The sequence below is a fragment of the Thiofractor thiocamini genome, from assembly GCF_055384375.1.
Genome location: NZ_AP042389.1, coordinates 61,087 through 81,626, shown reverse-complemented (window position 1 = coordinate 81,626; position 20,540 = coordinate 61,087). Strand labels below are relative to the sequence as shown.

Sequence of the window (20,540 nt, the reverse complement as noted above, 5' to 3'; positions counted from 1 at the left end):
ATTATTTCATTGTTTAATACTCCCGATATCAAGGAGAGTTTGAAAGAGATAAAAAGTGAGATAATTGTTAGTTTTTTTATGCTGTTTATATTTTTTTATTATACACTTTTTATCAAAGTAGAAAAGTTTAAAAAAATTATCTTTATAATCTTCACTATTTTATTTGTCCACTCTATGATAAATATATTTATATGGTACACTCATGGGGGATGGCCATATAGAACAGGTGGACTCTTGGACTCGGGTGGCGGGGAAAGATTTGGAATCTGGGCTTCATACATGTTATCCTCCGGCATTGCATTATTTTTTTCTAAATACAAAAAGATAGCTTTTGTTTTTCTTGTTATTTCTATCACATCCATCATTGCAAACCAAACAAGGGCAACTTTCGTAGCAACTATTTTTATATTATTAACAAATTTTTTATTTTTTACAAATAGTAGAAAATTAAAACTCTCTGCCATATCTATTGTTTTAGTGATACTTGGCTTATTTTATTGGCAGTCATCAAATCTTTCACAAAGGTACAATATTCAGCATATTGTTAAAAATGTTGAAAATATTATGAAATATCCACCGAGTGAGTTTAAAAAGATAAATATGGAATATAGTACATATACAAGACTAAGCATGTGGAAATCAGCCATACTTTACAGGTTGGAAGATCCTTTTGTACCACAGGAATACGGTAGGTTCTTATTTGGTAAAAGTATAAAAATCAATTTCAAAAACCAGCCGCAAAATATACCGGTAGTCGTGTATGCCCAGACACATAATGAATTCATCGGGATCTTATATGCCTTGGGTATTTTTGGATTATTGTTGTTTTTATATTTGTTATACTTTCAACTTAAAATTTCCTACAATGTTTTTAAATTTGCACATATAACTACATATAAAGTTTTTGCTGTTTTTACTTTGCTGGGCACTGTCGGTTTTATCAGCTCTATGATGTTTGGAAGTTTTTTCGGAGATAGCGAAACAAAACTTTTTTTTCCACTATATGGGATAATATTAGGCTTACACTATAAATTGCACTATGAAAAAAATATATCTAATTAGAGCCAATAAAACCAAATTTGGCGGGGCGGAAAACTACCTTGGAAGACTTTATCAGGAATTGCTTTCAAAAAATATAAATACCGTTATGATAAATTCAATTTTTCCAAAATTTTTACCTTCTTGGGCAAGAGCTTTGCTTTTTAATATCCAAGTATGTATCTTTAAAAAAGATAAATTCTACTTTTCTTTAGAGAGGGTAACTTGTCCGGATATCTATAGAGCCGGCGATGGTGTACACAAAGTATATATGAAGATATCCGGTAGAAAAAAAGAGAGACTTTTAGATAGGATGTATCTTCATATAGAAAAAAAAATGTTTGAAACTTCTAAAAAAATCATAGCTATTTCCAATATGGTAAAAAATGATATAATCTCAACATATCATATCAATCCAGATAAAATAAAAGTTATATACAACGGTATAAAATTACAAAAATATAACTATGAATCATCATATCTTAAAATTTCCAAAGAGTTTGATATAAAGCCAAATACACCTCTTTTTTTATTTGTGGGAAGCGGATATGAAAGGAAGGGTGTAAAAGAGTTTTTATATATTTTATCTAAATTACCAAAACAAAATTATCAAGCCTTTATAGTCGGAAAAGAAAAAAAAATGGCATATTACAAAAAATTAGCCATGGATTTAAATATCTTTGATAAAGTTATATTTACAGGTCCAAGGACAGATGTTAAAGATTTTTACACCATAAGTGATATTTTTTTGTTTCCTACAAAATATGAACCTTTCGGAAATGTGATCTTGGAAGCTATGAATTTTAAAAATGCTGTGATCACAACAAAGTATTGTGGTGGGGGTGAAATATTGGACAGTAAATTCATAATGAAATCATCAAATGATTTTTCAATAATTGACAAGATAGATGAGTTGATAAACAATAAAGAAAAACTAGAATTTGAAAAAGAGAGAAATTATCAAATCGTTCAGGACTTTACTATCGAAAAAAATGCAAAAGAGACTATGAAGGTTATAAATGAATATCTTCATTGAGTTACCTACTTGGTTAGGTGATACTATCATGACCACTCCGGCTATAGAAGGGCTTATAGAAAGATATCCTAATGCAAAACTGACTTTGTTTGGATCGAAGGTATCTCTTGAAGCTTTAAAAACTCATCCTAATTGCATAAAAACTATATATGATGAAAGCAAAAAGTCATATTCAAGAATATATTGGCTTTATAAAAATACCGGGGCTTTAGAACATTTCGATATGGCTGTAAGTTTTCGCAGTTCATCTATGAGTAAGATTTTGCTTTATTTTTTAAAAGCCGATAAAAAAATCCAATATGATAAAAAACTATATACCGGACATCAAGTCGAAAAGTATGCAAAATTTTTAAATGTTGAGCCAAAAGACCTGAAACTTTATCATAAACCGTTTGATTTTCCCGATAAAACAGTAGGACTCAACCCTGGTGCTACATATGGAAGTGCAAAAAGATGGTATCCAAAAGAGTTTGCAAAAGTTGCAAATGAACTCTCTAAAAAATATGGATTTAAAGTTATCATTTTCGGCGGTCCAAATGAAATCGACATCGCAAAAGAGATAGAAGACAATCTCAATACGAAAAATTACATAAACCTTGCCGGAAAAACAGACATAAATGAACTCATACAAAAAGTTGCGGGGGTAGATCTTTTTATCACAAATGACAGCGGCCCCATGCACATAGCTGCAGCTTATAAAGTCCCCACGGTTGCAATATTCGGACCTACAAATTATAAAGAAACATCTCCATGGAAACATCCAAAAGCCATAATACTGTCTAAAGATTTGAAATGCAGTCCTTGCATGAAAAGAGTATGCCCTCTAAAACATCACAACTGTATGAAAGAGATAACTTACAAAGATGTCTTATCTACGATAAAGCATCATCGATTGCTTGGCAAATGATGTGTCCTATCATAATGTGCATCTCTTGAATCCTTGGGGTATCATTTGAAGGTATTATGATGTTTACATCACAAAATTTACTCATATTGCCACCATCTTTTCCACTTAAGCCTATGGTTTTGCAACCCATCTTTCTGCCAAGAAACAGACCTCTTAAAACATTGTCACTGTTACCGCTTGTAGAGATGCCAAGTAGTACATCCCCTTCATTTGCCAAAGCTTCGACCTGCCTTTCAAAAATCTTCTCATAGCCAAAATCATTCCCTATGGCAGTGAGAGCTGAAGTGTCGGTTGTCAGAGCAATCCCTGGAAGTCCTCTTCTTTCGCTTTTATACCTGCCAGATAGTTCAGCTGCTATATGCTGGGCATCCGCCGCACTTCCACCATTTCCAAATATCAGCATCTTGTTGCCTCTTTGAAGTGCTTCGGTAGCTATGATGCAGGCGGTATAGATATAACTTTGTAAATTTTCCACCGTTTTTTGTACTGTTTTTATATGTCCGTCTATCTCACTGTTTATCATCTGTATCATTTTTCGTTTCCTATCTTTTTTATAATCCCTGTAGTACTTTTTCCTTCAACAAAATCAACAAATCTCACCTCTTTTGCTATATCGCTTCCTACTACATTTTTATACCTGTAGTCCCCGCCTTTTACGAGAATATCCGGTTTTACTATCTTGATAAGCTCATATGGTGTATCTTCTTCAAATATCACTACATAATCCACACATTCAAGTGCCGCAAGAAGATATGCTCTGTCAAACTGCTGATTTATCGGTCTCTCTTCGCCTTTTAGTCTTTTTACCGATTCGTCACTGTTTAGCCCGACTATCAAAACATCACCCATTTTTTTGGCGACTTCAAGGTATTTGACATGACCTAAGTGCAAGATATCAAAACATCCGTTTGTAAAAACTATCTTTTTGCCTTTTTCTTTTAGGGAGTTTACCAGGTTTTCTATCGATTTGAAATCTTTTATGAAGTCTTCGGTACTCTCTTGATGGAGTGACTTTTTATACTCTTCTATTTCACTCAAGGTTGCGGTAGCACTTCCAACTTTTCCCACAACCACTCCGGCTGCATAATTGGCAAATCTTGCAGCTTCTTGCAGAGTGTTTCCTTTAGTCAGGGCATATCCCAAAGATGCCAGCACCGTATCTCCCGCACCTGTTACATCATATACCTCTTTTGCTACAGTTGGAATCTTGCTCATATCTTCTTCAAATATAGCCATACCATTTTCACTGAGAGTTATGATGACACTTTTCAAGTCATATTTCTCTTTTAGCATAAACCCTGTTTTTTTGAGTGATTCATCATCGTTTATCTTTATACCGGTTGCTAATTCAGCTTCTTTTTTGTTCGGTGTTATAAGTGTAGCGCCTGAGTATTTGGAGTAGTTACTGCCTTTTGGATCTATAAAAACAGGTATATTTTTTATGCTAGCATATGCTATGATCTTTTTTGTCAGGGAGTCACTCAAAACCCCTTTTGCATAATCGGACAATAAAATCAAGTCATAATCATCCCTCAAAGATGAAAGCAATTTCTCTTCACTCTCTTTTGATATATCATTTTTACTCTCTTTGTCAAACCTTATCATTTGTTGATTTGAAGATATGATCCTCGTTTTTTTTGAAGTATGTCTGCCTGATTCAGTTATCAAAAGATCAAGGTTAACATCTTTACTCTCAAGCCTCTGTTTAACCCATTTTCCGTTTTCATCATCGCCTATGACACTTCCGACACTTACTTTTGCGCCAAGAGATAGCAGATTGTTTATGACATTACCGGCACCACCGAGAAGCTTTTTTTCACTCTCGATTTCTACAACTTGCACTGGAGCTTCAGGGGAAATCCTCTCAACTTTTCCAAACAGATAGTGATCACACATCAAATCACCGACAACCAATATATGTGGTATTCCTACTGACATTACAACTCTTTTTCAAATATTCTTTTAATTTCGGGGATGTATGACCTTATACCCTCTTCAAGAGAAAATCTGGGCTCATACTCTAAAAGTTCACGACTTAAACTTATATCAGCCTCGGTAAAAAACTGATACTGTTTTTCGTAAGGATTTGGTATGTATATATCTTCTCTTCTTATGTCAAGCTCTTTTTTTAGGATGTCAACTATATCCTGAAAACTTCTTGCTTTACCGGTTCCTACATTGTAAATACCGCTTTTTTTAGGCTTGCAGGCTTTTATATTTGCCTGAATAACATCTTCTATGTATATAAAGTCTCTTTTTATCTCGTCACTTTTTACAAAAAGCTTGGCATTTTCACCTTTTAGAAGCTGTAAGCCAAACTGAAGCACCATGGATGCGGTTTTATTTTTGAAAAATTCTCTTTCACCATAAACATTGAAGTATCTCAGCCCGACTATGGATATATCATTATTTTTCATGTACTCTTTTGCTATATTGTCCATCATAAGTTTGCTAAAACCATATACATTGTTTGGTTTTTCATAGCCTATGCTAAACTTATCACTGTCACCGTAAGTAGCGGCAGAACTTGCATAGACCATAACAGCTTTCATCTCTTTTGCCATTTCAAGCAAATCAACAAAAGCGTTTACATTGGTATCTATCATGATCTTTTGATTGGCTACTGTTGTGTCACTTATGGCAGCTTCATGAAAAATATAATCAAATTTAAAATCTCTCAACTTTGCCATATCATCTTTATCCGTTATATCACCACTTATAACCGTGCCTTTAAAACCAAGCAGGTTTTTAAAATGACCGAAGCTTTTGAGGTTGCCGTTACCAAAAGTCTCTTCGTTTCTGAATTTATCAAAAACAATTACATTGGCTTTTGGAAAGTTTTCTTGAAAATAAAATGCAAGGTTGCTTCCTATGAAGCCCGCACCTCCGGTTATAAGTATAAATTTGTCATTAAAATCCACATCATTGTATATCATCGAAATACCTTAAATACTAGTCTATTATAATTTTTATTATATCATAAAGTGACTTGACACTGTATTTGGCTTGTAGGTTTTTCTTATTTTTAGGTGAAAAAAAGATAGTATTTTCTATACCTGCATTGTTAGCTGCTTGCATATCAGAAAGTTTGTCTCCTATCATCCATGAAGATACCGGATCTATATCATAAGAATTTATAGCATCTTTTATCATCTTTGGCTTTGGTTTTCTACATTCACACTTATCTTCAGGTGCATGAGGGCAGTAGTAAACTTTTTCTATATTGATATCTCTTTTTTCAAATTCTTTTAGCATCCAGGAAGTTAACTTTTCAAAATCCTCTTTAGCATAATAACCTCTTGAAATACCCGACTGATTGGTTACCACAAAAAGTTTATATCCAAGGCTCTGAAGGTGTTTCATGAGATCAAGCACACCTTCACAAAACTCAAAATCCTCTATCTTGTAAAGGTAGGATTTGTCTATATTTATCACACCGTCTCTGTCAAAAAAAACAGCTTTACTTTTTTGTTTCACTTTCCAAATCTTTTATATACTCTTTATATATGTTTTTGCCAAAACTCTCTTTTTGTTCTTTGCACAATGCTTTTGCTTTTTGCAGATATCTGTTGGCTTTTTTTGTATCTTTTATCTGGTATTTCAGTATTTTTCCGGCATAATAGTATGCATAAAAGTTATCTTTATCCAAGGATATGACTTTGTTCAATTCTTCCAACGCCCTGTAAGCCTGATTAGTTCTAGAAAGATCTAGAGCCAAAGTAAGTCTAGGAGATATTTGGTTTGGATCTATTTTCAAACTTTTACCGTATGCTTTTATGGATTCACTAAAAACACCCATTTTATAGTATGCTGTACCGAGGGCATTCCATGATGTTGTAGTATTGTTCTTTATGGCTTTCTTTTTCAAGTTAGTCATATAAAGGGCTATTCCGAGTATCTGATGTATTTTTCTTTGTTTTATGTAGTCTGGATCTATGAGGTTCGCTTTAACTAAAAGCTCGAAACCTTTATCAATTTTTCCTTTTTTTAAGTATATATTTACAAGTTTTACAAGACACTCCATATCTTTCGGATTTTTTTTGATAATTTCAAGAAGAGCTGATTCACTTATGTTTTTATCGTTTTGAAAGTCCAAATAACCCGGTTCTTTACAGTAACTCTCTTTCGCATTCAAGGAGACAAAACCCAGTACTACTATCATAAAAAGAGTATTTAAAATTTTCATAAAGCTCCTAGAGAAAAAAGTTTTGTTATTATAGTAAAAAAATATATCTACTACCATTAAGATATAAAAGCTTACTTTAAAAATAAGCTTTTATAAAGAAAAAATAGATATAATAACGAGACAAAATTTAAGGAGAGTATATGAAAAAATTAGTAATTGCTACACTAGTAACTGCAGGTGCACTATCTTTGATGGCTGCTGACGGAAAAGCTTTGACTGCAAAATGCGCAGGTTGTCACGGTGCGGATTTTAGTAAAAAAGCACTTGGCGTATCTAAAGTTGTAAAAGGCATGAAAGCTGACGAGATAGTTAAAGCACTTGAGGGTTACAAAGCCGGAACATTCGGTGGTCCTATGAAAGGTGTTATGAAAGGTCAAGTAGCTTCTTACAGCGCTGATCAAATCAAAGCTGTAGCTGATTATATAGCAGGTCTTAAGTAATCAATCTGGAGGAGCATATCTTTTTTGCTCCTTTTCTTTCTTTATCTTCTTTTTTCTTTTTTCTAGATTAACAGCATCATTTAACTCATCTTCACCATCGAACTTGGCTCCATCCAAAAATTTTTTTTGATCGTCAAACTGCCCTGTTCTTAATCCCCACAAAAGTGCCCACAGACCAAGAGCTCCCAAAAAAGTCGAAACCCCTATCATTATAGCTACTATACCGCTACTCACTTTATACCCCTTTTTATCCTGTATGAATTGCCTACAACCAATAGAGAACTAAGTGACATACTAAGTGCTGCCACGAGCGGTATCACATACCCTGCCATCGCCAAAGGTATGGTTATGGCATTGTACAAGACCGACAACATCAAGTTTTCTTTGATACTAAGATAAACTCTTTTACTGATTTTTATGGCATCACTTAATGCTCTTATATCATCATTGAGCAAAACCACATCACTCACTTCCACACTCACTTCAGCTCCGCTTCCCATGCTAACAGCTATATCGCTGAGACCAAGAGCTAACACATCGTTGATACCGTCCCCCGCCATTATGACGATCTTGCCCTCTTTGTGAAGTTTTTCTATGATATCAGCTTTATCTTTTGGAAAAAGAGAGTGATACACTTCATCTATGCCCATTTCATGAGCTATTTTTTTTGCTACTTTTTCATTGTCGCCCGTTAGCATGATAGTTTTGATACCTCTTTTTCTTATCTCTTTCAAAGCTTCTTTAGCGCCCTCTTTTGGTGTATCTTTTAGCTCAAACACAGCTTTTATATGGTCATTGACAGCAAAAACAAATACAGTGTTCTCGTAATTTTTTTCATATTTTATCTCATTTTCTATCATTAGTCGCTTGTTTCCGCCTATAAGTTTTTGATCTTGATAAAATGCACTTATGCCTCTTGCTTCGATATTTTTTCTCTCTTTTAAATCCAACTCTTTTAGATCATCATATCTGTTTTCTAAAAAACGGGCTATGGCTTTACTTACAGGGTGTTTTGAAGTCTTAACCAAAGAGTAGAGTAAATTCAGATCGAACTCTTCAATCTTTTCATAGTTTACAACTTTTGGTTTGCCTTCGGTTATAGTACCGGTTTTATCAAGTACCAGTGTATTACTTTTTGCCATACTCTCTAAAAAACCGGCTTCTTTGAAAAGTATCCCTTTTTTGGTTGCCACACCTATACCTATAAGTGTAGCCATAGGAGTAGCAAGTCCCAAAGCACACGGACATGCTATGACTATGACTGATATGGATACTATCAAAGCCCTCTCAAAGCCGCTTCCAAGAAAAAGATACCAAAATACAAAAGTAAGTACGGAAAAAGATAAAATAGCGAGTGAAAAATACCCTGAAATTTTATCAGCCAATTTTTCTATATGCGGTTTTTTGGATATCGACTCTTCAAGTAAAGTCGCAATGCTTGAAAGCATTGATTTACTGTACTCTTTCGTAACTTTATATCTTATAACACTATCGAGACTGACCGAGCCGCTTATGATCTCATCACCCTCTTTTTTATAAACAGGTACACTTTCACCGGTTAAACTCGAAAGATCGAAGCTTCCCTCACCTGAAACTATGATACCGTCAAGGACTATCTTATCTCCCGGTTTTACTTCCACTATATCATTTGGTTTTACCTCTTCAACAGCTACTAAAACTTTTTCATTATCCTTTACGATTAGCACTTCAGTCGGAATAGTGCCAAGCATACTATCCATGCTGTCTATCGCACTTTTTTTACTTAAGACTTCTAAGTATTTGCCGACAAATACAAAAGTGATGATCATAGTAACCGAATCAAAGTAAACTTCACCGTTTTTGGTTATCATGGCATAAATAGAGTAGATATAAGCCAAACTAGCTCCGGTCGCGACAAGTACATCCATATTGACAAATCTGTTTTTAAGTCCGAAGTAAGCACCTTTGAAATAAACCCATCCTGTGTAAAAAAGCGTAGGTGTTGCAAGTATGAATTCTGCAATATTCAAGACATTTTTCATGTCACTTCTCATACCGGTAAAATAACCGGTATATTGGGCTATAGCTATCCACATGATATTCATGGTCGCAAACACAGCCACCAAAAGCCTTGAGTAGTAATCCCTTCTTGCTTTATTTGCCTGCTCTTCTTGGATCTTTGGATCATAAGGATAGGCGTTATATCCTATGCTGCGTATCTTAGCTATGATGTGGGAAAGTTTTATGGTATCAGGATCCCACACGATTTTGGCTTTATTGTTTGTATAGTTTATGCTCGCTTCTATAATACCTTCTGTTTGGTGCAAAACTTTTTCATTCAGCCACACACAGGCCGAGCAGTGGATACCCTCTATGATAAGATTTATCTCGCAAAGTCCATTTTTATCTGTGATATACTTTTTCTTAAAACCCTCTAGATCAAACCTGTGCAAATCATCATGGATATCTTTAGGAGGTTCGAGCTTGTTGTTGCCGACTTTATCATAAAAATCATCCAAACCTTCACTTCTTAAAAGATGATAAATCCCCTGGCAGCCTTTGCAGCAAAAGTATTTTACTTCACCGTTTACTTCATCTTTTATCATAACTTTTTCATCAAATTCAAGCTTGCAGTGATCACAGACAACTTTGGCCAAAATATTCCTTAAACAGATAATTGAGCTTTGCATTATAGGATATTTTTGCTGAAATTAAGCAAACATAGTCATAATAAAGTCATAACAAAGTAATTTAAGAATTAAAATAGTATACTATGTAATAAAAATTTGAGAAGGAGTTTTTACAGTGAGTTTTTTAAAAAAAATTTTTGGAAAAACTGATACTAATGATAAAAATGCCGATACTGTACATTTATCGAAAAATGTAGGAGTTCCTTACAATGAAGACCTTATGAAGAATTTACACAAAGATCATGAAAACTTGATAAATGAATTCAGTAAAATTGCAAAAGCGGCACAAAGCAAAAAATATAAAACTCTAAAGCAGTACCTGAAAGCTTTTAAGGTAAATCTTGAAATTCACAATTACAGTGAAAAAATACAACTCTATCTTTATCTGAAAAATTATTATAAAGACAGCGAGCACGAGGAATTTATAGAAGATATGTCAAAATCAGCCGAAGAGATATATAAAGATGTATTTGCTTTTTTGAAAAAATATGAAAATATAGAATTTAACGATCAATATCTAGGACTGTTTAAAAGTGAGCTTGAAGCGATAGGCAGAATTCTCAAATCGAGAATAGAGGTTGAAGAATCGGAACTGTACCCGCTTTATAAAAAATAACGGGATTTGACAAAATCTCCAACTTATTATAAAATACACTCATCAAAATTTTAGCACCAGTACTTACCGCTTAAAACTACACAAATCCAAATAAACAAAAGAAGGTAGAATGAACACTTCAGACAATTCTAAACAAAATACGCAGACAAAATCTGCAAACAGTGCCAACAATAATGGCAAAAAATATAATGGCAAAAGAACCCACATACCCGTTGAAGGCTACAGGATAGAGGAGCTTCGTAAAAAAAATATAGAAGAACTTATAGAAATCGCACAAAATCTGGGCATAGAAAATCCAAATCAGTTCAAAAGACAGGATTTGATGTTCGAAATACTAAAATCCCAGACAAGCAAAGGAGGATACATACTCTTTACCGGGATTCTTGAAATCACACATGAAGGATACGGTTTTTTAAGAGCGGTCGATGAAAATCTAAGCGACAGCCAAAATGATGCTTATGTCAGTGCCACTCAAGTTAAAAAGTTCGCTCTTAGAACAGGAGATGTGGTAACAGGACAGGTTAGACCGCCAAAAGACCAAGAAAGATACTATGCACTTTTAAAGATAGAAGCCATAAACTATCTTCCTATGAAAGAGAGTAGAAACAGACCTCTTTTTGAAAATCTAACCCCTCTTTATCCAACCCAAAAGTTAAAACTCGAGTATGACCCGCTAAAACTTACCGGCAGAGTGCTTGATCTTTTTATCCCTATAGGAAAAGGTCAAAGAGCTCTTGTAGTAGCACCTCCAAGAAGTGGCAAGACGGAACTTTTAAAAGAACTAGCCCACGGCATCACATACAATCATCCTGAAGTTGAACTGATAGTCCTTTTGGTTGATGAAAGACCCGAAGAAGTTACCGATATGAAAAGAAGTGTAAAAGGTGATGTTTACAGCTCTACCTTCGATCTTTCAGCAAATAACCATGTAAGAGTAGCCGAACTTGTTATAGAAAAAGCAAAAAGAAGAGTGGAGATAGGAAAAGATGTAGTTATTTTACTTGATTCCATCACAAGACTTGCAAGAGCTTACAATACCGTCACTCCAAGCAGTGGTAAAGTTTTAAGCGGTGGAGTTGATGCAAATGCTCTTCATAAACCAAAAAGATTTTTTGGAGCTGCCAGGAACATAGAGGGCGGAGGAAGTCTTACCATCATATCAACCGCACTCATAGATACCGGCTCAAGAATGGATGAAGTTATCTTTGAAGAGTTCAAAGGTACTGGAAACAGTGAAATCATCCTTGACAGACATATCTCAGATAGAAGAATTTACCCTGCCATTGACATAGTCAAATCAGGTACTAGAAAAGAAGAACTTTTGGTTGACAAAGATGATCTTCCAAAGATTTGGGCACTAAGAACGGCTATAAGCCAAATGGAAGAGATAGAAGCTTTAAAATTTCTTTACTCAAAACTTTTAAAAACAAAGGACAACAAAGAGTTTCTATCCATAATGAACGACTGATTAGATAATGAGTAAAATTACAAGGTAATTTTTTGAAAAAAGTCGGAGTTTTTGACAGCGGCGTTGGAGGACTTAGCGTCGTTAAAAGTATTTTACAAGAAAATCTTTTCAAAGAGATCATTTACTATGGTGATACCGCTCGTGTTCCATACGGTCCAAAAGATAAAAATACCATCATAAGATATGCGCTTGAAGCACTTGAATTTTTCAAAAACTTTGACATAGACCTTCTTATCGTGGCATGCAACAGTGTAAGCGCTTATGCGATAGCGGACTTAAAAGAAGTTGCACCTTTTCCTGTTGTAGGTGTCATCGAGCCTGGAGTAAAAGCTCTTCAAAACAGACTAAAAGATAAAAACAGCTCCATCTTGATAACAGGAACAAAAGCTACCATAAACAGTAAAAAATATAAAAATTTACTTCAAAATTTGGGATATAAAAATATCATAGAAAAAGCCACTCCTCTTTTTGTACCGATCGTTGAAGAAAAGATTTACAGCGGTGAGATAGTTGATGTAACTATGAAACACTACTTTAAAGAATTGAAACAAATCGATGCTCTTATCATGGGATGTACTCACTTCCCGCTTTTAAAAAAAGAGTACAAAAAGAATTTTCCAAAGACTCTGCTTATACACTCAGGAGAAGCTATAGTAGAGTATCTAAAAGAGAATTTTAAACTGCAAAAAACATATAAAAATACCAACATATCTTACTATGCCACAGAAAATCCTGCTCACTTGAAAGAAGTTGCCAAAGAGTGGTTAAGTTTTTAAGTAACATTAGGATAAAATAGTAAAAATATTATCAAGAGGTCATATGTCAGAAGTTTTAGCACTTAAATATCGTCCGAAATCTTTCGAAGAATTAATCGGTCAAGACTCTATAACACAAGTATTGACAGGGGCTTTAACTTCCAAAAGATTATCCCATGCTTATCTTTTTTCGGGACTTAGAGGAAGCGGAAAAACTTCAACTGCAAGAATCTTTGCTAAAGCTTTGGTGTGCGATGAGGGACCAACAGCCGTCCCTTGCGAAACTTGCGAAAACTGCATAGCTACCAATGAAAACAGACATATCGATATCATAGAGATGGATGCTGCAAGCAGCAGAAAAATTGATGATATAAGAGACTTGATAGAGCAAACCAAATACAAGCCGAATATGGCAAGATACAAGATATTTATCATAGATGAAGTTCATATGCTGACCCGTGAGGCATTTAATGCTCTTTTAAAAACACTTGAGGAGCCACCGGAGTATATAAAATTTATACTTGCTACAACAGATCCTTTGAAACTTCCTGCAACCATACTCTCAAGAACTCAGCATTTCAGGTTTAAAAGGATCGCTACCAAAGATATAAAGCATCACTTGGAATTTATCTTAAATAACGAAAACATAAAATACGAAAGCGAAGCACTTGATATGCTAAGTCGATCAGGAAACGGATCTTTAAGAGATACTTTAACCCTTTTGGATCAAGCTATCATTTATGCGAAAGGTTATATAGATACCAAGAGTGTAGCGGATATGTTGGGACTCATCGATCCTCAGTTTCTTGACAATCTTTTTGAGATAATTTTTAAAAATGATAAAAAAGAGCTGTTATCCGTTATAAAAGAACTTGAAAATTATGAAAGTGAAGTTGTCATAGATGAGATGATAGCATACTTGAAAAACTCGTTTTTTGAAAACGATGTAAGGTTTTCCACCATTTTATATGATAGATTTTTTAGGATATTAAGTGATGCGAAAAATCTTCTCTTTTTAAATGCAGACAGCGGTTTCGTTTTGTCTTTGCTCTTTTTCAAACTGCTTGAAGCTACAAAGATTAAAACCATAGACGAGCTTATAAATACAATCGAAAAAGATATGAATATATCTGAAATATCTCCTCAAAAAGAGGAGGTTAAACAGCCAGAATTTGAAGATTCAAACAAAAAAACAGAAGATAAAACCATTCAAAAAGAAGAAAAAATCACAAAAGATGACAAATGGCAAAGGCTCATCTCATCTTTGTATGATAGAAATTATGATACCGGAAAATGTTTTGAAGAGAGTGTTAGTTTTATAAATTACGAAAGTGATAAATTGATACTTGAAAGCTGTGCGGAAGGTGAATGTAAAAAAACTCTAAGAGTTGCTTCAGGGGTCATAAAACACTTTGTCAAAGAGATATACGGCATAAACTGTACTATCTCCATGCAACCCTGCTCAAAAAAAAACGATGAATTAAACACAGAAGTAAAACAATCGGCTCCAAAAGAGGAAGGAGTTCCCTCCTCCTGTGTAGCATCTCATCTTGAAAATAAAGATAACGAATCAAAAGAGGAAAATATCCTCGAAGACCCGTTCATCAAAAAAGCAACCGAACTATTTACTCCAAAAAAGATAACAGTTAGAAGAAAGGTTTAATCCTTACCAAGTATATAGTAAGTCTCTTTTCCGTCAACTTTTTTCAAACTGATCTTATATTTTTTTGCCCACTCTTTTATCATTTCATCAACTTTTTTCAAACTCTCTCCTGGAGATTCGTTTTTGATTTTTAAGTAACTGTTAGAGTTTGACATAGCGATATAAGCCTGAAAAGGCTTTAGTGCATCATTTAGCTGAATGATATGTTTTTGAATATCCATAAAATTCTTGGTATTTTCTATGATATTTTTCATTTGAGCTTTGACACTCTCATTGATACTGTACCCAAGCTGAGTCAGCACCGCATCTATAGTGTACTGCATGATTCTCCTTTAGTTTATTTAGCTTTTAGTTGATATAAGTACATCTTCCATGACTTTTGTGATATCCCCGTCAAGTATGGCATCTACATTTGAGTAGGCTTTGTTGCTTCTGTTATCTTTTACCTGTCTGTAAGGAGCTAAAACATAACTTCTTATCTGGTGTCCCCACCCTATCTCACTCTTTTCCACTCCGTTTTTCTCGGCTTCCTGTTTCATCAACTCCAACTCATAAAGTCTTGATTTTAGCATTTTTTCCGCAGTTGCTCTGTTTTTGTGCTGGCTTCTATCATTTTGGCATTGTACTACTATACCGGTTGGTATGTGTGTGATTCTTATAGCCGAGTCTGTTTTGTTGACATGCTGACCGCCTGCTCCGCTGGCTCTGTATGTATCCACTCTTATATCTTTATCTTCTATGGTTATATTGATATCATCATCTATCTCCGGGCTTACCATAACAGAACAAAACGAAGTATGTCTTTTTGCGTTACTGTCAAACGGGCTTATACGGACAAGTCTATGTATGCCGTTTTCTACTTTCAGATACCCGTAAGCATTTTCACCCTTGATGATAAAACTTACATCCTTTATGCCGGCTTCATCGGCTTCTTGGTAGTCAAGTAGTTCTACTTTGTACCCTTCTCTCTCAGCCCATCTTAGATACATCCTGTATATCATACTTGCCCAATCTTGACTCTCAGTCCCACCGGCACCCGGGTGTATGGAGATGATGGCATTTTTCTCATCATCTTTGCCGCTTAACATCATGGTTATCTCAAGTTTGGTTATAAGCTCCTCAAGTTTTGGCGCATCTTCAAAAAGCATCTCTTTTGTCTCTTCATCACCCTCTTCATCTGCCATCTGTAACAGATCTTTTGCATCATCAAGTGCATTTTTGGCATTTTGAAATTTTTCAAGGATTGATTTTTTGCTGTTCTTCTCCTTTTGAAGTTCTCCGGCTTTTTTCGCATCACTCCAAAACTCGGGGGATTTTTCCAGGGATTCTATCTCTTTTATTCTTTTTTGTAATTTTTCGGGTTCTATTATCTTCTGGATATTTTCTATCTTGATTTGTAGTTTTTTTAAAAGTTCATTGTATTCATAATTGTCCAAAAATACTCCTGTCTCAGTTTATTTTGGTATAATAATAACTAATATTTTACAAAAAAACGGCTTAAGGAATTGTATATCGATGCAAATATTTACAAAAACTAATAATTTGATAAAATATATAGATACTATAAATGATAAAACCATCGGTTTTGTACCCACTATGGGTGCATTGCATGAGGGTCATTTATCTTTGATACAAAGAAGTGTAAAAGAAAACGACATGACCATAGTTTCCATATTTGTTAACCCTACCCAGTTCTTAGAAGGTGAGGACTTTGAAAAATATCCCAAAAAAACTGAAGCGGATAAAAAGATATGTCAAACGGCCGGAGTGGATATACTTTTTTTACCGACGGTTAATGAGATATACTTTGAAGATGAGCCGCTCATATCGGCACCGAAGATCAAAGGCTATATTTTGGAAGGGTACCACAGACCTGGCCACTTCAACGGTGTCTTGCAAGTGGTTTTAAAACTTTTAAATATCACCAAAGCCGACAATGCCTACTTTGGCAAAAAAGATGCACAACAACTTTATCTTATAAAAAAAATGGTTAAAGAACTGTTTTTAAGGGTTGATATAAAAGAGTGTGACATAGTTCGTGAAGATAACGGCTTGGCTCTTAGTAGCAGAAATGCCTACCTTGATGACAAAGAACATAGTGACGCCCTGCTTATCTCATATGCACTTAAAAAAGCCGCGAAACTTATAGCAAAAGGTGAGCGAAATTGCGATGAGATAAAATCCCTCATAGAAAAAACATTGGACAAATTAAAAATCGAATATATCGAGATAACAGATAGAGAATTTAATAAAATCGATACTGTAGAACCGGGAAACAGCAGGATTTTAGTTGCCGCATATGTAGGGCTTACAAGACTTATAGACAATATAGAAGTTTAATGATAAATTAAAAGTAAAAAATTAAAAATTAAGGCAAATATTATGTTGATCGATTATGAAAAAATAGAACCTAAAGATAGGTATAAACTTATGGCCGGGGGTATCATACCAAGACCGATCGCTTGGATAGTCACAGAGGGTAACAATGGTGTGTTGAACATCGCTCCTTTTAGTTACTTTACAGGATTATCTTCAAACCCTCCCACAGTGATAGTATCCATAGGGCACAAAAGTGACGGCTCGCCAAAAGATACCCTCAAAAATATAAGAGAGAGTAAAAAATGTACTCTTTGTATAGCCGATGAAACTCTTCTTGAACCTATGCATTTTAGCTCCAAAGAATTACCCTCTTCTCAGAGTGAAGCAAAAATCTTTGATATAGAAACCAAAAGCATAGTTGATGATTTTCCACCTATCATCAAGAATACCCCTTTGGCTTTTTTTTGTGAACTTTACAAAGAAGTTAACTTGAAAGGGAGCAAAACCATCCCTTTGATACTTGAGATCAAAAAAGAGTATGTAGATGATAACTGTATAGATGAGAGCTTGAGGACAACATACAAACCCATCGCAAGACTTGGCGGAGAGTATGCCTTTTTGGGCAGGATCATCAAACCTCCGAAAATAAAGTAGAAATATGAGAAAAAAATTACATTTAGTTAGTCTTGGGTGTACCAAGAACCTAGTTGACAGTGAAGTTATGCTTGGAAAGTTAAAAGATTATGAGATAACTGATGATGCATCTGTAGCCGATGTCTTGATAGTCAACACTTGTGGCTTTATAGATGCGGCAAAAGAGGAGAGTTTGGATACAATCTTTGAGCTGCATTCAAAAAGAAAAGAGGATTCTCTTTTGGTTGTCAGCGGATGTTTAACCCAAAGATACAAAGATGAACTTCAAAAGGAGTTAAAAGAGGTAGATCTTTTTACTGGAGTCGGAGACTATGACAAAATCGATGAAATCATAAAAGAGAAACACTCTAAATTTTCAAGTGAAACATACCTTATCACTACTGAAGAGAGAGTAGTAACAGGAAGTAAAGCCCATGCTTATATCAAACTAAGCGAAGGATGCAATCAAAGCTGTAGCTTTTGTGCGATACCAGGGTTTAAAGGAAAACTCAAATCAAGACCTTTGCAAAGTATCATAGATGAAGTTGAAAAATTGACCAAAGATGGTTTTTTCGACTTTAGCTTTATATCTCAAGACAGCAGCTCTTACCTAAGAGATTTTGGAGAAAAAGAGGGGCTTATCAAGCTCATAGATGAAGTTGAAAAGATCAAGGGTGTTAAAAGTGCAAGGATACTTTACCTATATCCAACTACCACAAGCGATGATCTTATCCAAAGGATAATCGACTCAAAAGTTTTCCATAACTATTTCGAAATGCCTATCCAACATATAAGTGATAGAATGCTAAAGATTATGAAAAGAGGAGCAAATGCCAAAAGGATAAAAGAGCAGCTTTATAAGATGAGAGAAGCCAAAGATAGCTTTCTAAGAACTTCCATCATAGTCGGACATCCAGGAGAAAGCGAAGAAGATTTTTTAGAGTTAAAAGAGTTCTTAAAAGAGTTTGATTTTGACAGGGTTACACTTTTTAGCTACTCTGATGAAGAGGATACATTTGCATTTAAAATGAAAGATAAAATATCTCAAGATATTATAGATAAAAGAATTGAAGAATTAAATAAAATCGTAGAAGAAAAAACCATAAAAAGTCTTAAACAAAAAGCAGGGAAAGATATAGAAGTCATAACAACAGGCGAAAGTAGTGAAGGAGAGTTTTTCTTTGGAGCAAGGGAACTTGTTTGGGCACCGGAAATAGATGGAGAAATACTCATAAATGACAGCGAAGTAAGCTTACAAAGTGACAAACTCTATATTGCATATGTAAATGAATTGGTAGGAGACAAACTGCTTGCAACCGTTAAAAAACCTGCCTGATATATCAAAAGAGAGTTTAGAAGAGTTAAAAAAAGGGAAAAATCTTCTTGCATTTTCCGGCGGAGTTGACTCATCTGCTCTCTTTTTTATACTTTTATCATATAAGATAGAGTTCGATATGATAATGGTTGACTATCAGTTAAGAGAGCAGTCAAAGCAAGAAGAAAAATATGCCAAAGAGTTGGCAAAAAGGTATAAAAAAAAGCTTTATCACAAAAAAGCCAAACTTCCTCAAAATAACTTTGAGCATAACGCAAGAGTTTTTAGATATGATTTTTTTAAAGAAATCATAAAAAAAGAGCATTACACTCACCTCATCACTGCCCACCAGTTAAATGATAAACTAGAGTGGTTTTTGATGCAATTTACCAAAGGTGCCGGATTAGTTGAGCTTTTGGGATTTGATGAGATAAGAGAGAGAAAAGATTATACACTCATAAGACCTCTTATAAACATATCAAGAGATGAAATTTTAAATTTTTTAAATTACAATGACATAGCGTATTTCATAGATGAAACAAATATTGATACAAGATATAGAAGAAACTATTTTAGGAAAAACTTCAGCAATACTCTTTTAAGAGAGTACAAAAGTGGAATCTTAAAAAGCTTTCAATATCTTCAAACCGATAAAAATCAACTTTTTACTATGAAAATATATAAAAATTTTAAGGAACTTTATATAGTTGAAGATATGAAAAATGATATAAAAAACATAAGAAGCATAGACAATGTTTTAAAAGAGCTTGGATATCTTCTTTCAAAAAAACAAAAAGATGAAATCATCGAAAAAAAAGATGTGGTCATCAGCGACAGATTTGCCATAGTTTTTAAAAACGGTTTTATCTACATATCGCCATACATACAAATTACTATGGATAAAAAATTTAAAGAAAAATGCAGGGTAAAAAAAATCCCTCCCAAAATAAGAGGATATATCTATAAAAATCAGTTTGATTTGGAACTTTTTAGTTTATAAACTTTGAGTTTGAAAGTTGTATTGATATCATCCTGTACTGCTTGCATCTGTATAGGAAAATCTGTTTGGATGATGTTGTCATATCTGTTGATATCGGTTAAGAATTTATAAAAAACCGTTGGCTCAGTTATCTTTGAAACCGTATGAAAATCATAAACAACGAAGTCTTTTTTATAAACTTTACTTTTTTCTTTACTCAATGAAACCTGCTTGAAGTATTTTTTCGAAAATTTTAAAAAATCACCCTCTTTGAATTTTGCTTCAAATGCTCTTATGATCTTCAGGTTGTCATGTTTTAGCTTTTTTAATTCTCTCTCTTTTGATCTTTGCTCATTTATGGCATAGCTGTATCTGTTGTACGCTTTTGCATTTGTTATCTTTGCATTTCTTAACTCTTTGATGCTTGGTACTATAAACACAAAAACTACCAAAAAAACCACAAAGACAAATATAAACAAAAAAGTCAAAAGTTTCAAAATTCCTATATTTTTCACT

General features: G+C 34.2%; 22 protein-coding genes. 12 read left to right on the top strand and 10 right to left on the bottom strand.

Going from position 1 to position 20,540, the window contains the following annotated elements; translation table 11 throughout:
- Positions 1 to 174 precede the first annotated feature (174 nt).
- From ACZ47B_RS00460 to waaF, 3 genes are read left to right on the top strand one after another with little or no spacing between them, the layout of a single operon-like run.
- Positions 175 to 1,062: an O-antigen ligase family protein gene (locus ACZ47B_RS00460; RefSeq protein WP_464894711.1), complete on the top strand. Its 888-nt coding sequence runs from the start codon at positions 175 to 177 to the stop codon at positions 1,060 to 1,062.
- A complete protein-coding gene (locus tag ACZ47B_RS00455) occupies positions 1,040 to 2,074 on the top strand; it encodes a glycosyltransferase family 4 protein (protein WP_464894710.1) in 1,035 nt (344 codons plus the stop codon). The genes ACZ47B_RS00460 and ACZ47B_RS00455 overlap by 23 nt, the downstream gene beginning before the upstream one ends.
- Positions 2,058 to 2,981 carry a lipopolysaccharide heptosyltransferase II gene (gene waaF / locus ACZ47B_RS00450; protein WP_464894709.1) on the top strand — a complete coding sequence of 308 codons (924 nt, stop codon included), beginning with the start codon at positions 2,058 to 2,060 and terminating at the stop codon, positions 2,979 to 2,981. The genes ACZ47B_RS00455 and waaF overlap by 17 nt, the downstream gene beginning before the upstream one ends.
- On the opposite strand, the gene gmhA is transcribed toward waaF, so the two are convergent.
- The 5 genes from gmhA to ACZ47B_RS00425 are packed head-to-tail and all read right to left on the bottom strand — an operon-like array spanning position 2,947 to position 7,167.
- Positions 2,947 to 3,513, bottom strand: coding sequence for a D-sedoheptulose 7-phosphate isomerase (gene gmhA / locus ACZ47B_RS00445; RefSeq protein WP_464894708.1), 567 nt, complete (start codon positions 3,511 to 3,513; stop codon positions 2,947 to 2,949). The two genes, waaF and gmhA, sit on opposite strands and share 35 nt — an antisense overlap.
- The gene (gene rfaE1 / locus ACZ47B_RS00440) at positions 3,510 to 4,919 is read right to left on the bottom strand and encodes a D-glycero-beta-D-manno-heptose-7-phosphate kinase (protein ID WP_464894707.1); all 1,410 of its coding nucleotides are present in this window, start codon (positions 4,917 to 4,919) and stop codon (positions 3,510 to 3,512) included. The genes gmhA and rfaE1 overlap by 4 nt, the downstream gene beginning before the upstream one ends.
- Positions 4,919 to 5,917 carry an ADP-glyceromanno-heptose 6-epimerase gene (gene rfaD / locus ACZ47B_RS00435; RefSeq protein WP_464894706.1) on the bottom strand — a complete coding sequence of 333 codons (999 nt, stop codon included), beginning with the start codon at positions 5,915 to 5,917 and terminating at the stop codon, positions 4,919 to 4,921. Before rfaD ends, rfaE1 begins: the two co-directional genes overlap by 1 nt.
- Positions 5,918 to 5,933: 16 nt before the next feature.
- Positions 5,934 to 6,458 carry a D-glycero-beta-D-manno-heptose 1,7-bisphosphate 7-phosphatase gene (gene gmhB, locus ACZ47B_RS00430; RefSeq protein WP_464894705.1) on the bottom strand — a complete coding sequence of 175 codons (525 nt, stop codon included), beginning with the start codon at positions 6,456 to 6,458 and terminating at the stop codon, positions 5,934 to 5,936.
- Positions 6,442 to 7,167 (bottom strand): tetratricopeptide repeat protein, encoded by a 726-nt coding sequence (locus ACZ47B_RS00425; protein ID WP_464894704.1) that lies wholly within the window; start codon positions 7,165 to 7,167, stop codon positions 6,442 to 6,444. Before ACZ47B_RS00425 ends, gmhB begins: the two co-directional genes overlap by 17 nt.
- Positions 7,168 to 7,307: 140 nt before the next feature.
- Between ACZ47B_RS00425 and ACZ47B_RS00420 the strand changes: the two genes are divergently transcribed.
- The gene (locus ACZ47B_RS00420; protein ID WP_464894703.1) at positions 7,308 to 7,607 is read left to right on the top strand and encodes a c-type cytochrome; all 300 of its coding nucleotides are present in this window, start codon (positions 7,308 to 7,310) and stop codon (positions 7,605 to 7,607) included.
- On the opposite strand, the gene ccoS is transcribed toward ACZ47B_RS00420, so the two are convergent.
- Positions 7,608 to 7,841 (bottom strand): cbb3-type cytochrome oxidase assembly protein CcoS, encoded by a 234-nt coding sequence (gene ccoS, locus ACZ47B_RS00415; protein ID WP_464894702.1) that lies wholly within the window; start codon positions 7,839 to 7,841, stop codon positions 7,608 to 7,610.
- Entirely contained in the window at positions 7,838 to 10,243 is a 2,406-nt protein-coding gene (locus ACZ47B_RS00410) for a heavy metal translocating P-type ATPase (RefSeq protein WP_464894701.1), read from the bottom strand. Before ACZ47B_RS00410 ends, ccoS begins: the two co-directional genes overlap by 4 nt.
- Before the next feature lie 148 nt (positions 10,244 to 10,391).
- Here ACZ47B_RS00410 and ACZ47B_RS00405 point away from each other — a divergent pair, with 148 nt between their 5' ends.
- From ACZ47B_RS00405 to ACZ47B_RS00390, 4 genes are all read left to right on the top strand, one after another.
- Complete coding sequence (locus ACZ47B_RS00405; RefSeq protein WP_464894700.1) at positions 10,392 to 10,892, top strand: hemerythrin domain-containing protein; 501 nt, start codon at positions 10,392 to 10,394, stop codon at positions 10,890 to 10,892.
- Positions 10,893 to 11,001: 109 nt separating this feature from the next.
- Complete coding sequence (rho, locus tag ACZ47B_RS00400; RefSeq protein ID WP_464894699.1) at positions 11,002 to 12,360, top strand: transcription termination factor Rho; 1,359 nt, start codon at positions 11,002 to 11,004, stop codon at positions 12,358 to 12,360.
- Between the two features lie 32 nt (positions 12,361 to 12,392).
- The gene (murI, locus tag ACZ47B_RS00395; protein ID WP_464894698.1) at positions 12,393 to 13,136 is read left to right on the top strand and encodes a glutamate racemase; all 744 of its coding nucleotides are present in this window, start codon (positions 12,393 to 12,395) and stop codon (positions 13,134 to 13,136) included.
- Positions 13,137 to 13,179: 43 nt separating this feature from the next.
- Entirely contained in the window at positions 13,180 to 14,778 is a 1,599-nt protein-coding gene (locus tag ACZ47B_RS00390) for a DNA polymerase III subunit gamma/tau (protein WP_464894697.1), read from the top strand.
- Here the strand turns inward: ACZ47B_RS00390 and ACZ47B_RS00385 are convergent.
- Both ACZ47B_RS00385 and prfB read right to left on the bottom strand, forming a co-directional pair.
- A complete protein-coding gene (locus ACZ47B_RS00385; protein WP_464894696.1) occupies positions 14,775 to 15,101 on the bottom strand; it encodes a hypothetical protein in 327 nt (108 codons plus the stop codon). The genes ACZ47B_RS00390 and ACZ47B_RS00385 overlap by 4 nt on opposite strands.
- An 18-nt stretch (positions 15,102 to 15,119) precedes the next feature.
- A complete protein-coding gene (prfB, locus tag ACZ47B_RS00380; RefSeq protein ID WP_464894695.1) occupies positions 15,120 to 16,214 on the bottom strand; it encodes a peptide chain release factor 2 in 1,095 nt (364 codons plus the stop codon).
- Between the two features lie 79 nt (positions 16,215 to 16,293).
- Between prfB and panC the strand changes: the two genes are divergently transcribed.
- The 4 genes from panC to tilS are packed head-to-tail and all read left to right on the top strand — an operon-like array spanning position 16,294 to position 20,045.
- Positions 16,294 to 17,118 carry a pantoate--beta-alanine ligase gene (panC, locus tag ACZ47B_RS00375; protein ID WP_464894694.1) on the top strand — a complete coding sequence of 275 codons (825 nt, stop codon included), beginning with the start codon at positions 16,294 to 16,296 and terminating at the stop codon, positions 17,116 to 17,118.
- A 42-nt stretch (positions 17,119 to 17,160) separates the two neighbouring features.
- On the top strand, positions 17,161 to 17,751 hold the full coding sequence (locus ACZ47B_RS00370) for a flavin reductase family protein (RefSeq protein ID WP_464894693.1): 591 nt from the start codon (positions 17,161 to 17,163) through the stop codon (positions 17,749 to 17,751).
- 4 nt (positions 17,752 to 17,755) lie between these two features.
- Complete coding sequence (gene rimO, locus ACZ47B_RS00365) at positions 17,756 to 19,066, top strand: 30S ribosomal protein S12 methylthiotransferase RimO (RefSeq protein WP_464894692.1); 1,311 nt, start codon at positions 17,756 to 17,758, stop codon at positions 19,064 to 19,066.
- A complete protein-coding gene (tilS, locus tag ACZ47B_RS00360; RefSeq protein WP_464894691.1) occupies positions 19,041 to 20,045 on the top strand; it encodes a tRNA lysidine(34) synthetase TilS in 1,005 nt (334 codons plus the stop codon). The genes rimO and tilS overlap by 26 nt, the downstream gene beginning before the upstream one ends.
- On the opposite strand, the gene ACZ47B_RS00355 is transcribed toward tilS, so the two are convergent.
- A complete protein-coding gene (locus tag ACZ47B_RS00355; RefSeq protein WP_464894690.1) occupies positions 20,015 to 20,539 on the bottom strand; it encodes a hypothetical protein in 525 nt (174 codons plus the stop codon). The two genes, tilS and ACZ47B_RS00355, sit on opposite strands and share 31 nt — an antisense overlap.
- Position 20,540: the final 1 nt, after the last annotated feature.